12 protein-coding genes and 1 tRNA gene are annotated in these 12,773 nt (G+C 60.3%); 7 read left to right on the top strand and 6 right to left on the bottom strand.

Annotation, left to right across the window (positions count from 1 at the left end):
* Positions 1 to 30 precede the first annotated feature (30 nt).
* Positions 31 to 1,332: a polyamine export protein PaeA gene (gene paeA / locus AC07PT_RS10505; RefSeq protein WP_492347251.1), complete on the top strand. Its 1,302-nt coding sequence runs from the start codon at positions 31 to 33 to the stop codon at positions 1,330 to 1,332.
* A gap of 31 nt (positions 1,333 to 1,363) precedes the next feature.
* Here paeA and AC07PT_RS10500 read toward each other — a convergent pair whose 3' ends face one another.
* Complete coding sequence (locus AC07PT_RS10500) at positions 1,364 to 2,008, bottom strand: lytic transglycosylase domain-containing protein (protein WP_492347252.1); 645 nt, start codon at positions 2,006 to 2,008, stop codon at positions 1,364 to 1,366.
* 27 nt (positions 2,009 to 2,035) lie between these two features.
* Positions 2,036 to 3,781, bottom strand: a complete 1,746-nt coding sequence (locus tag AC07PT_RS10495; RefSeq protein WP_492347253.1) for a proline--tRNA ligase — start codon at positions 3,779 to 3,781, stop codon at positions 2,036 to 2,038.
* A 92-nt stretch (positions 3,782 to 3,873) separates the two neighbouring features.
* Between AC07PT_RS10495 and AC07PT_RS10490 the strand changes: the two genes are divergently transcribed.
* Positions 3,874 to 4,539 carry an RNA pyrophosphohydrolase gene (locus AC07PT_RS10490; RefSeq protein WP_492347442.1) on the top strand — a complete coding sequence of 222 codons (666 nt, stop codon included), beginning with the start codon at positions 3,874 to 3,876 and terminating at the stop codon, positions 4,537 to 4,539.
* A gap of 57 nt (positions 4,540 to 4,596) precedes the next feature.
* Here AC07PT_RS10490 and proB read toward each other — a convergent pair whose 3' ends face one another.
* From proB to rplU, 4 genes are all read right to left on the bottom strand, one after another.
* Complete coding sequence (gene proB / locus AC07PT_RS10485) at positions 4,597 to 5,733, bottom strand: glutamate 5-kinase (protein WP_494656630.1); 1,137 nt, start codon at positions 5,731 to 5,733, stop codon at positions 4,597 to 4,599.
* A gap of 43 nt (positions 5,734 to 5,776) precedes the next feature.
* Positions 5,777 to 6,847, bottom strand: a complete 1,071-nt coding sequence (gene cgtA, locus AC07PT_RS10480; RefSeq protein ID WP_492347255.1) for an Obg family GTPase CgtA — start codon at positions 6,845 to 6,847, stop codon at positions 5,777 to 5,779.
* A gap of 92 nt (positions 6,848 to 6,939) precedes the next feature.
* Entirely contained in the window at positions 6,940 to 7,200 is a 261-nt protein-coding gene (gene rpmA / locus AC07PT_RS10475; RefSeq protein WP_019576099.1) for a 50S ribosomal protein L27, read from the bottom strand.
* Between the two features lie 12 nt (positions 7,201 to 7,212).
* A complete protein-coding gene (gene rplU / locus AC07PT_RS10470; protein WP_084461703.1) occupies positions 7,213 to 7,524 on the bottom strand; it encodes a 50S ribosomal protein L21 in 312 nt (103 codons plus the stop codon).
* Between the two features lie 217 nt (positions 7,525 to 7,741).
* Between rplU and AC07PT_RS10465 the strand changes: the two genes are divergently transcribed.
* From AC07PT_RS10465 to AC07PT_RS10445, 5 genes are all read left to right on the top strand, one after another.
* Complete coding sequence (locus AC07PT_RS10465) at positions 7,742 to 8,671, top strand: polyprenyl synthetase family protein (RefSeq protein ID WP_494656715.1); 930 nt, start codon at positions 7,742 to 7,744, stop codon at positions 8,669 to 8,671.
* Between the two features lie 69 nt (positions 8,672 to 8,740).
* Positions 8,741 to 8,817 (top strand) — tRNA-Pro (locus tag AC07PT_RS10460).
* Between the two features lie 131 nt (positions 8,818 to 8,948).
* Positions 8,949 to 10,679 carry a type IV-A pilus assembly ATPase PilB gene (gene pilB / locus AC07PT_RS10455; protein ID WP_494656629.1) on the top strand — a complete coding sequence of 577 codons (1,731 nt, stop codon included), beginning with the start codon at positions 8,949 to 8,951 and terminating at the stop codon, positions 10,677 to 10,679.
* Between the two features lie 17 nt (positions 10,680 to 10,696).
* On the top strand, positions 10,697 to 11,911 hold the full coding sequence (locus AC07PT_RS10450) for a type II secretion system F family protein (RefSeq protein WP_492347257.1): 1,215 nt from the start codon (positions 10,697 to 10,699) through the stop codon (positions 11,909 to 11,911).
* Entirely contained in the window at positions 11,911 to 12,768 is an 858-nt protein-coding gene (locus tag AC07PT_RS10445; RefSeq protein ID WP_494656628.1) for a prepilin peptidase, read from the top strand. Before AC07PT_RS10450 ends, AC07PT_RS10445 begins: the two co-directional genes overlap by 1 nt.
* Positions 12,769 to 12,773 lie beyond the last annotated feature (5 nt).

Here is a 12,773-nt window from a genome sequence, read left to right as displayed (position 1 = left end):
GCGGTCACCGACTGCCGCAAAGCCCGTGACATGAACCTGAGCCAAAGTCTGCTGCTCATCCTGGCCTTGATTGCAGCCAGCGCGTATTTCTCGATCGCCGAAATCTCGCTGGCGGCCTCGCGTCGCCTGCGGCTGCGGCAGATGGCTGATGCCGGTGACCTGCGCGCTGAGCAGGTGCTGCGCCTGCAGGACGAACCCGGCCCTTACTTCACGTTGGTCCAGATCGGATTGAACGCGATCGCCATCGTGGGGGGTGCCGTCGGCGAAGGGGCCTTGAGCCCCTTCTTCAGCGAGCTGATGGCACTTTGGCTGCCCGGTGAAACCGCCTCGAAGGTCGGTGCCGTGCTGTCCTTCATCGTCGTCATCGGGCTGTTCATCGTCTTTGCCGATCTGCTGCCCAAGCGCCTGGGCATGAGCGAGCCCGAGCGGGTGGCGGTTCGACTGGTCGGCACGATGCAAGGCCTGATGACCCTGTTCAAGCCCCTGGTCTGGTTGCTCAGCCATCTCACCGATCGGCTGTTCTCCCTGCTGGGCCTGCCTGCAGCGAGAGACGAGCGCATCACTCCGGCCGACATTCTGGCCATGACCGAGGCGAGTGCCCGATCGGGCCTGCTGGCTGAGCGTGAACATCAGTTGATCACCAATGTGTTCGAGCTCGACAGCCGCAGCGTGACCAGCACCATGACGCCACGAGAGCGCATGGCCTGGTTCCGGGTGGATGACCCGGAACCCGTGATACGGGCCCGCATCCTGGCAGCGCCCTATTCAAGTTACCCGGTCTGTCGGGACGGCTTGGAACAGGTGCTGGGCTATGTCGATGCCAAGGACCTGTTCCAGCGTGTGCTCAACGGCCTTCCGCTCGACCTGAGCAGTGAGGGGCTGTTGCGCAAGATCCTGGTGGTGCCCGATCGGCTCAGTGTGGGTGAAGTCCTGGCCCTGTTCAGGGAAGCTCACGAAGACTTTGCGGTGATCGTGAACGAGTACAGCGTGGTGATGGGACTGGTGACGCTCAATGACCTGATGAGCACCGTGATGGGGGATCTGGTGGATCAGCAGGATGAAGACCTGATCGTGCAGCGCGATGAGAACTCGTGGCTGATCGACGGCATGACGCCGATCGCCGATGTGCAGAGGGTGCTTGAACTGGACGCCCTGCCCCATGCCGACCAGTACGACACGCTGGCCGGCTTTCTGATGGAGATGCTGCGACGCATTCCAAAGCGCACCGATGCCGTGATCTGGGAGGGCTTCCGCTTTGAAGTGATGGACGTGGACAGCTACCGGATCGACCAGGTGATGGTGACCCGCCTGCCCTCAGACAGACCCACGTGATGTCGGCCCGAAGTGCCCGAAGTGGCGGGCCTCAGGCCTGGGCCGGCGATTTGACGGGGTCTGCGAACACCCAGTGGCGCTGGGCCCCGAACACGGCGCCCGGGTATTGCGGCTTGCCGCGGCTGCCGTTGTAACGCCCCAGGGCCAAGTAAAGATCACCCTGCTCTCGGTCAAGATAATGGCGCAGGATCACGCAGCCAAAGCGCAGGTTGGTCTGGAGGTGGAACAGCTTGCCCGGGTCTCCATCGCCGATCACCCGGGTCCAGAAGGGCATCACCTGCATGTAGCCGCGAGCGCCCACGGGGGACACCGCGAATTTGCGGAAGTTACTTTCCACCTCGATCAGGCCCAGCACCAGCGAGGTGTCCAGGCCAGCCCGGCGGCTTTCATACCAGACCGTCTGCAAGAACTCCTTGCGCACCAGCCACTCAGGCTTGCGCCGCCAGAGCCGGTCGCTCATGGCCGCCAACCAGCGCAGGTAGACCAGGCGCCCATCGGTATCGACGAACTCAGGCACAGGGGGGGCCTGCTGGGCCACCGCCGAACTCAAGGCGGTGCGCACGGAGTCAATCAGGGGTTCTTCCGCCTGGGCTCCGGCGCGCGCCGATTCAGACCACAAGAACAGAGAAGGCCCGGCGGCCAAAGCGGCCAGGCTTTTTCGCCTTGAAATCAACATGCCATCATCCTCAACCCAGCGCGGCGCTCAAAGAGCCAGTCGCTCCTTCAAGTGAGCCAGCACATCCGCGGCAGCGATCTTGGTGGCCGCCGTGTCGCGGCGGTGTTGATACTCGACCTGACCTTCCTTCAGGCCCCGGTCCGACAGCACCACGCGGTGCGGCACGCCGATCAGCTCCCAGTCGGCAAACATGGCCCCAGGACGTTCGCCACGATCATCCAGCAGCACATCCACCCCCAATGCCAGCAGGTCGGTGTGCAACTGCTCGGCGGCAGCCTTGACCTCAGCACTGCGGTCCATGCCGATCGGGCAGATCACCACCGTGAACGGCGCAATCGCATCGGGCCAGATGATGCCGCGCTCGTCGTGGTTCTGCTCGATGGCCGCCGCAGGCAGGCGGGTCACGCCAATGCCATAGCAACCCATTTCGAAGAACGCAGGCTTGCCGTCTTCGCCCAGGAAGGTGGCATTCATGGCCTTCGAGTACTTGGTGCCCAGGTAGAAGACATGGCCCACCTCGATGCCACGCTCGATGGCCAGCACGCCCTTGCCATCGGGTGAGGCATCGCCTGCCACCACATTGCGCAGGTCAGCCACCAATTCGGGCTCGGGCAGGTCGCGCCCCCAGTTCACGCCGGTGATGTGGAAGTCGATCTCGTTGGCACCGCAAATCCAGTCGGCCATCACCGCGACCTCACGGTCAGCCACCACCTTGACAGGCTTCTGGAGGTTCAACGGGCCCAGGTAGCCGGGCTTGCAGCCGAAGTGATCTTCGATCTCAGGCACGGTGGCAAAACGGAAGCCGCCTTCCATGCCGGGCAGCTTGCCGACCTTGACTTCGTTCATGTCATGGTCGCCGCGCAACAGCAGCAGCCAGATCTGACTGCGCGTGATCTCGCCGTGTTCGTTCAGTGTGTCGGTGGCGAGCACCAGCGATTTGACGGTGGTTGCCAAAGGAACGTTCAACAGCTCGGCCACGTCGGCACAGGTGCTCTTGCCTGGGGTGGCCGTCTTGGCGAGGGCGGCAGCGGCGGCGGGGCGTGGGCCAGCCGGAGACAGGGCCTCGGCCTTTTCGATGTTGGCAGCGTAGTCGCTGTCCGGGCAGTAGACGATGGCGTCTTCGCCCGTTGCGGCAATCACCTGAAACTCTTCACTCAGGTCACCCCCGATGGCACCACTGTCGGCCGCCACGGCACGGTAGGTGAGCCCGAAACGATCGAAGATCCGCCGATAGGCCTGGGCCATGATCTGGTAGCTGGCCTTGGCCGCCGCTTGGTCACGGTCAAAACTGTAGGCATCCTTCATGATGAACTCGCGACCGCGCATCAGGCCGAAGCGTGGGCGGCGCTCGTCACGGAACTTGGTCTGGATCTGATAGAAGTTCTTGGGCAGTTGCTTGTAACTGCGCAATTCCTGGCGAGCAATGTCGGTAACCACTTCTTCGGAAGTGGGCTGGATCACGAAATCGCGGTCATGACGGTCTTTGATGCGCAGCAGTTCGGGGCCCATTTTTTCAAAGCGGCCCGTCTCCTGCCAAAGCTCGGCGGGCTGAACCACCGGCATGGTCACCTCCACGGCGCCGGCCCGGTTCATCTCTTCGCGCACGATCGCCTCGACCTTTCGGATGACACGCAAGCCGATGGGCATGTAGTTGTACACACCGGCCCCCAGCTTCTTGATCATGCCGGCGCGGGTCATCAGTTTGTGGCTGACAACCTCCGCATCGGCAGGCGCTTCCTTGAGGGTGGAAATGAAGAATTGGGAGGCTTTCATCTGGAGGAATGCGGAAAGTTCAAGAGAAGTCCTCTTGTGACACGTGCGGTGCCGTGCATAATGGACTCAGTTTAAAAATTTGGGGTTTGATTATGCTTGACCGGGACGGCTTTAGGCCGAACGTCGGCATCATCCTGCTCAACCATAAAAACCAGGTGTTCTGGGGCAAGCGCATCCGGACTCACAGCTGGCAGTTTCCACAAGGCGGCATTGATCGTGGCGAAAGCCCTGAGCAAGCCATGTTTCGGGAATTGCATGAAGAGGTGGGGCTCCATCCGGAGCATGTGCGAATTGTGGCCCGAACGCGGGAATGGTTGCGCTATGAGGTGCCAGACCGGTACATTCGGCGAGACGCTAGAGGCCATTACAAAGGCCAGAAGCAGATCTGGTACCTGCTGCAACTGCTGGGACATGATTGGGACCTGAACCTCAGGGCCACCAACCACCCGGAATTTGACGCTTGGCGCTGGAACGACTACTGGGTGCCGCTTGACGTGGTGGTGGAGTTCAAGCGTGGTGTCTATGAGATGGCTCTGACCGAACTGGCCCGCTACTTGCCACGGCCGGAACCACGCAACCGTTTTCTGAGGGGTGGCATGCGCACCCGGGACAACGAGGGCGGCTCGGACAACCACATGTCTCGACTGCCACCTTCGGGCAGTTACGAACTGCCCCCTGGGGCCAGCTTTGAACCAGAACCCAGGCCGATGCACCCCAGTCATTCGGGCCTGCACCTTGATCCGATCAACAAGCACTGATGCCCAACCATCCGACCCTGATCAGGTCGGATTTTTTCTGGGGCCATCGAATCCAGATCAACGGTGAAGCACCAGGTTGTCCCGGTGCACCATTTCCGGCTCGGCGACATAACCCAGCAAGCGCTCGAACTCAACAGACGCTTTGCGACACATCAGGCGAGCCTCTGCACTGGCATAGTTCGACAGACCTCGAGCCACTTCGGTCCCCGATGTGTCCTTGATCGCAATCACATCCCCTCGAGAGAACTCCCCCTCGACGGCCGTCATGCCAATGGGCAAGAGGCTCTTGCCCTCATCACGCAACTTGGCCACAGCACCATCATCCACCACCACCGCGCCACGCATCTGCAGATGGTCAGCCATCCACTGCTTGCGGGCCTGGTTCTTGGCCGTCTGAGCCACCAACAGGGTCCCGATGGACTCCCCCTGGGTGAGGCGAACCAGCGCGTCGGGCTCACGCCCCCAGGCGATCACAGTCGAAGCCCCTGAACCGGCTGCACGCTTGGCCGCCAGGATCTTGGTGATCATGCCGCCCTTGCCAATGCTGGAGCCAGCGCCCCCCGCCATGGCCTCGAGAGACAAATCGCCAGCGCGCGCCTCATGGACAAATTGCGCAGCAGGGTCACGCCGCGGATCCGCCGTGTACAAGCCTTTTTGATCCGTCAGGATCACCAGGGCATCCGCCTCCACCAGGTTGGCCACCAGCGCCCCCAAGGTGTCGTTGTCACCAAACTTGATTTCGTCGTTGACCACCGTGTCGTTCTCGTTGATCACAGGAACCACGCGGTGACGCAGCAAGGTCAACAAGGTGGAACGAGCGTTCAGGTACCGCTCGCGATCAGCCAGATCCGCATGGGTCAGCAAGACCTGGGCACTGCCCAGGCCGTTTTCACGCAACTTGGTCTCGTACATCTGCGCCAGGCCCATCTGCCCCACGGCGGCGGCAGCCTGCAACTCATGCACTTCCTTGGGTCGAACAGCCCACCCCAGGCGCTTCATGCCTTCGGCAATGGCACCGCTGGACACCATCACCACCTCGCGCCCAGACAGGACCAGTTGAGCCAACTGACGACACCACTCACTGATGGCCGCCTCATCCAGGCCACGACCCTCATTGGTCACCAGGCTGGAGCCCACCTTGACGACGATGCGGCGGGCATCCGCCAGCACCCGTGATTCATTTTTAGCAGTCATTTCAGCATCGGCCAGCCATGCCAGCCCCAGGGCACAGGAACATTCAGGAATCAGAGGGTTCGGCGAAGCGCGGATCCACCTCGACAGGCGCCTGCTCGGCCACCTGCTGCGCCTTCACATGCTGGTAGATTGCCTTGATCAAGGCCTCGCAACCCTCACGCGTCAACGCCGAGATCTCGAACACCGGGCCCTTGTATTTGTAGCGCTTGACAAAATCCTTGACCAAGGCCGCCCGTTTCTCCTCTGGCACCATGTCCAGCTTGTTCAAAACCAGCCAACGCGGCTTCTCGTAAAGCGCCTGATCGTACTTCTTCAACTCGCCCACGATGGCTTTGGCCTGAGCAACAGGATCGACGGCTTCATCAAACGGCGCCAAGTCCACCACGTGCAGCAAAAGCCGCGTGCGCTGCAGATGACGCAAGAACAAATGGCCCAACCCGGCGCCCTCGGAAGCCCCCTCGATCAAGCCGGGGATGTCGGCGACCACGAAGCTCTGCTCGGGACCGACGCGCACCACCCCCAGATTGGGGTGCAGCGTGGTGAAAGGATAGTCAGCGATCTTGGGGCGGGCATTCGAGATCGCAGCGATCAAGGTCGATTTGCCCGCATTGGGCATGCCGAGCAGGCCCACATCGGCAAGCACCTTGAGCTCAAGTTTCAGGCTTTTCTTCTCACCCGGCCAACCTGGCGTCTTTTGGCGTGGCGCCCGGTTGATCGCACTCTTGAAACGCAGATTGCCAAAGCCGCCATCGCCACCCTTGGCAATCGTGATGGTCTCCCCCGGAGCCAACAACTCGTAAAGCACCTCGCCCGTCTCAGCATCGGAAATGATGGTGCCCACCGGCATCTTCAACGTGATGTCATCACCTGCCGCACCAAACATGTCCGAGCCCATGCCGTGCTCGCCACGCCGGGCTTCATGCCTGCGGGAATAACGAAAGTCAACCAAGGTATTGAGGTTGGGATCTGCGACCGCATAGACGTGGCCACCACGCCCCCCATCCCCGCCATTGGGACCGCCAAACTCCTTGTACTTTTCATGACGAAACGAGACGCAACCGTTCCCGCCATCGCCCGCAGCAATGTCTATATAGGCTTCATCAACAAATTTCATGTCATGTCCAGTCTAGAAAAATGGGGACCCAACGAAAAAAGCCCCGACCAAGCGGGGCTTCGACAGGTCGCTGAGTGACCGCGCCGTCAGACTCAGGCTGCGGGCGTCACGTTGACCGTGTGCTTGTTCAGCGCGCCCTTGGTGGCGAAGGACACATGGCCTTCGACCAGAGCAAACAGAGTGTGATCCTTGCCGATGCCGACATTGGAGCCAGCGTGGAAGCGGGTACCACGTTGACGAACAATGATCGAGCCAGCGCTGATCAGTTCGCCACCGAAGGCCTTCACACCGAGCATCTTGGGCTTGGAATCGCGCCCGTTTCGCGTAGAGCCGCCGCCTTTTTTCTGTGCCATGACCCGTTCTCCTTAGCCTGCAATCGCGCCGATTTGCAGTTCGGTGAACTGCTGACGGTGACCTTGACGCTTTTGATAGTGCTTACGACGACGCATCTTGAAGATGCGAACCTTGTCGTGCTTGCCGTGCGCCACGACAGTTGCCGTGACGGTTGCGCCGGACACCAGGGGCGTGCCAACCTTGAGTTCAGCGCCGTTGCCGACAGCCAGAACTTGGTCAATCACGATTTCCTGGCCTACGTCCGCAGCAATCTGTTCTACTTTGATTTTTTCGCCAGCAGCAACGCGATATTGCTTGCCGCCGGTTTTTATGACCGCGTACATGTAAACCTCTTTGAATTGAAGCTCCGCCGGAGAATTCCGCAGAGCCCGAAACTATAACAAGAAAGTCAGCCACTGACAAGCGGGGCCCTCTGCACGCTCAAGTGCAGGCCAGGTGCGTGGCACGCCTTTCCTATAATTTCGCAACCTGAAAGAGCCCGCCACCTTGACCGCCCCCACCGCATCCGCCTCCCAAGCCCTTGATCTGATCGCTCGCGACATGAGCGAAGTCGACAAGGTCATCGCTGACCGCCTCAATTCAAGCGTCCCATTGGTCGGGCAAATTTCTCAGTACATCATCGCCGCCGGAGGCAAGCGCCTGCGCCCGGCCCTGCTTCTGCTGGTGGCAGGCGCACTGGGCTACAAAGGGACTCAGCACCACAACCTGGCGGCAGTGGTTGAATTCATCCACACCGCCACCCTGCTGCACGACGATGTGGTGGACGAATCCACCCTGCGCCGAGGCCGCGCCACCGCCAACGAAGCCTTCGGCAACCCTGCCAGCGTCCTGGTCGGCGACTTTCTTTACTCGCGCGCCTTCCAGATGATGGTGGATGCCAACGACATGCGGGTGATGGAAGTTCTGGCAGACGCCACCAACGTGATTGCCGAAGGCGAAGTGCTTCAGTTGATGAACATGCACGACGCCTCGCTGGATGAGGCGGGCTATCTGCGCGTCATCCGCTCCAAGACTGCCAAGCTGTTCGAAGCCAGCGCACGCCTGGCCGCCATTCTGATCAAAGCACCAAGCCCTGTCGAAGAGGCTTGCGCAACATACGGCCAAGCCCTGGGTACCGCCTTCCAGGTCATCGACGACGTGCTGGACTACGCCGGCAACACCGCCGAAATGGGCAAGAACATTGGCGACGACCTTCGCGAAGGCAAAGCCACACTCCCCCTGATCATTGGCATGCAGCGCAGCACCCCCGAACAGGCCAGCACCATCCGCCATGCCATCGAGCAAGGCGAGACCGAAAAGCTGCCGCAAATCATCGACATCGTGCGCAGCACCGGCGCTCTCGAAGCCACCCATCAGGCCGCCGCAGCAGAGGCTCAACGTGCAATTTCTGCATTGAGCGCCCTTCCTTCCAATTCTTACACCGAAGGTTTGCTACAATTAGCGGCTCAATTACTTCAGCGTCGAAATTGAAAGATGACGACAAGCCTGAAGGCACATTGAGTTCGATGTGCTTCATCTTTTGAAGCGTCGTTTGACAGTCGGGGTGTAGCTTAGCCTGGTAGAGCGCTACGTTCGGGACGTAGAGGCCGGAGGTTCGAATCCTCTCACCCCGACCATGATCAAACGTTTTGCACATTTGTGGCAACTTTCCGCCACCACTCCCTCACGCCACGTTTCATTTACAGACAGTTGCTCCTGAGCGATGATAGGATGCATTTTTTCATTCTGAGCATCCCTCACCCGCCTCATGGCCGCTGTCGAACCAGCCAATAAATCATCGTCCGTTGCACTGCCCGGATTAGGGCGGGCACTGATCACAGCGGGCAAATTGGCCCAAAAGGCGGCCGAGGACATCTACCAGAAGGCGCTGGCTCAACGCACCAGTTTCATTGTCGAGCTGATGGGCTCGGGGGCTGTCTCGGCGGCCGACCTGGCCCACACGATGTCACAAGCGTTCAGCGCACCGTTGCTGGATCTTGACGCCATCGATCCTCAACGGCTGCCCAAAGACCTGCTGGACCCCAAGATCTGTCAGGCCTATCGGATCCTCGTACTCAGCAAGCGCAGCAATCGACTGATCATCGCGACAGCGGATCCCTCTGACCAGGAGGTGGTCGAAAAGATCAAGTTCTCGACCCAGATGGGCGTTGATTGGATCATTGCCGAGTACGACAAGCTGTCCAAAATGGTCGAGGCCACAACCGTTTCGGCGGCCGAGGCCATGGACACCATCATCGGCGGTGGCGATTTCCAGTTCGAGGATGAGCCCCTCATCACCGAAGATGTGGCCGAAACCAACAGTGCCGAGGTTGAAGACGCCCCCATCGTCAAGTTCTTGCACAAGATGCTGCTGGACGCCTTCAACATGCGCGCGTCAGACTTGCATTTCGAGCCATACGAGCACTATTACCGGGTTCGATTTCGGATCGACGGCGAGTTGCGGGAAATTTCCACGCCTCCGATCGCCATCAAAGACAAACTGGCCTCGCGGATCAAGGTGATTTCTCGCCTGGACATTTCCGAAAAGCGGGTTCCTCAGGACGGACGCATGAAGCTGAAGATCGGAGCCGATCGTGTGATCGACTTCCGGGTCAGCACCTTGCCGACGCTGTTTGGCGAGAAGATCGTGATCCGTATTCTTGACCCCAGCAGCGCCAAGCTGGGCATCGAGGCACTGGGCTACGAACCCGAAGAGAAGGAGCGCCTGATCCACGCGATCGGCCGTCCTTACGGCATGATTCTGGTCACCGGCCCGACAGGCTCAGGCAAGACGGTGTCGCTGTACACCTGCTTGAACATGCTCAACAAGCCCGGCGTGAACATTGCCACCGCCGAAGACCCATCGGAAATCAACCTGCCGGGGGTCAACCAGGTCAACGTGAACGAAAAAGCGGGCCTGACTTTTGCTGCCGCCCTGAAATCCTTCCTGCGGCAGGATCCGGACATCATCATGGTGGGTGAAATCCGCGATCTGGAGACGGCCGATATTTCCATCAAGGCAGCCCAGACGGGCCACTTGGTGTTGTCGACCCTGCACACGAACGATGCCCCCACCACGCTGACCCGGATGCGCAATATGGGCATTGCGCCCTTCAACATTGCCTCCAGTGTCATCCTCATCACCGCCCAGCGTCTGGCCCGTCGCCTCTGCCCCAACTGCAAGGCGCCGGCCGACATCCCGCGCGAAACCCTGCTTGAATCGGGCTTTCGGGAGGATGAGCTGGACGGCAGCTGGGTGACCTACCGCCCCGTGGGCTGCTCGGCCTGCAACAACGGCTACAAGGGCCGGGTCGGCATCTACCAGGTCATGCCGATTTCAGAGGAAATCCAGCGCATCATCCTGCGCGATGGCAGCGCACTGGAAATTGCCGAGCAATCCCGCCGGGAAGGGGTGCGCAGCCTGCGTGAATCCGGACTGTACAAAGTGAAAATGGGCTTGACCTCGCTGGAGGAAGTACTGGCCGTGACAAACGAATAACCAGAATCAACAAGCCAATGGCAAGCACAAAAAAAGACATCAAAGAGTTTGTCTTCGAGTGGGAGGGCAAGGACCGCAACGGCAAACCCGTGCGCGGTGAATTGCGTGCAGCCGGCGAAAACCAGGTACAGGCGTCGCTGCGTCGCCAGGGCGTGTTTCCGACCAAAATCAAGAAGCGCAAGATGCGCTCGGGCAAGAGGATCAAGCCCAAGGACATCGCCCTGTTCACGCGCCAACTGGCCACGATGATGAAGGCCGGCGTTCCACTGCTGCAGACCTTTGACATCGTGGGCCGTGGCAATGCCAATCCCAGCGTCACCAAATTGCTCAATGATGTCCGATCCGATGTGGAGACCGGTACCTCGCTGAGCGGAGCATTTCGCAAGTACCCGATGTACTTCGATGACTTGTACTGCAATCTGATCGAAGCCGGTGAGGCGGCCGGTATCCTGGAATCGCTGCTGGATCGACTGGCGATCTACATGGAAAAGACCGAGGCGATCAAGTCGAAGATCAAATCGGCCTTGATGTACCCGATCTCAGTGATCATCGTCGCCTTTGTCGTGATCGTGGTGATCATGATCTTCGTGATTCCAGCCTTCAAACAGGTGTTCTCATCGTTTGGTGCCGACCTGCCAGCCCCCACCCTTTTTGTGATTGCCATGAGCGAGTTTTTCGTTCAATGGTGGTGGCTGATCTTTGGCCTGATGGGAGGAGGCGGTTACTTCTTCATGCAATCCTGGAAGCGCAATGAAAAGATGCAGATGGCCATGGACCGTCTGATGTTGCGCATTCCCATCTTTGGCGCCCTGATCAACAAATCCTGCATTGCGCGCTGGACCCGCACCCTGTCGACCATGTTCGCCGCGGGTGTGCCGCTGGTCGAGGCACTGGACTCGGTGGGTGGCGCCTCGGGCAACTCGGTCTATGCCATCGCCACCGAGCGCATTCAGCAGGAGGTCTCGACGGGTACCAGCCTGACGGCGGCCATGACCAATGCCAATGTGTTCCCGTCGATGGTGCTGCAGATGTGCGCCATCGGCGAAGAATCCGGCTCGATTGACCACATGCTGGGCAAGGCAGCCGACTTCTATGAGGCCGAAGTGGACGACATGGTGGCAGGGCTTTCCAGCCTGATGGAGCCCATCATCATCGTCGTGCTCGGCACCATCATCGGCGGCATCGTTGTATCGATGTACCTGCCTATCTTCAAATTGGGGCAGGTGGTTTGATGACTTGGTTTGGTGACTGGGACCCCGCCTTGGCGGGGCTGGTGGGCTTGCTGTTCGGCAGCTTTTTGAATGTCGTCATCTACCGACTGCCCAAGATGATGGAAGCCCAGTGGGACCGCGATTGCGCGGAGCACCTGGGGCAAACACCGGCAACACCGGCGGCCACCTTCAATCTGATGGCCCCGCGGTCGCGCTGCCAGTCCTGCGGGCACACCCTGAGCTGGTACGAGAACATCCCCGTTCTGAGCTATGTCGTCTTGCGAGGCCGCTGCAAGGCCTGCAAAGCTGCCATCAGCCCGCGCTACCCACTGGTTGAGCTGACCACAGCCGGCCTGTTTGCCTTGTGCGCTCTGCGCTGGGGCTTCACTTTCAGCACCCTGGCCTGGTGCGGTTTTGCCGCCACATTGCTGACGCTGGCGCTGATTGACTGGGACACCACGCTGCTCCCCGATGACCTGACCCTTCCCTTGTTGTGGGCAGGCCTGATCGCAGCCGCAGCGGGTTGGACCCAGGTGGATCTGCGCACCGCGCTGTGGGGTGCGGTTGCGGGCTATCTGTCGTTGTGGCTGATCTATTGGGGTTTCAAGCTCCTGACCGGCAAGGAAGGCATGGGCTACGGGGATTTCAAACTCTACGCAGCCCTGGGCGCCTGGTTTGGCTGGCCAGCGCTGCTGCCCATCATCCTAATCTCATCGGTGATCGGGGCCGTGATTGGCATCGCCATGAAATTCTCCAGCGGCCTGCGCGAGGGGGGCTACATTCCGTTCGGACCTTTTCTGGCGGGTGCTGGCTTTGCAGCCATGATCTGGGGGCCGGACCGCCTGCAAAGCCTGCTGCTCGGTTGGATCGGCGGTTGAGCACG

It is taken from the genome of Curvibacter sp. GW821-FHT09D12 (genome assembly GCF_059416245.1).
Note: the sequence above shows the minus strand (reverse complement) of the source record. Positions and strands in the feature narration are given on the sequence as shown.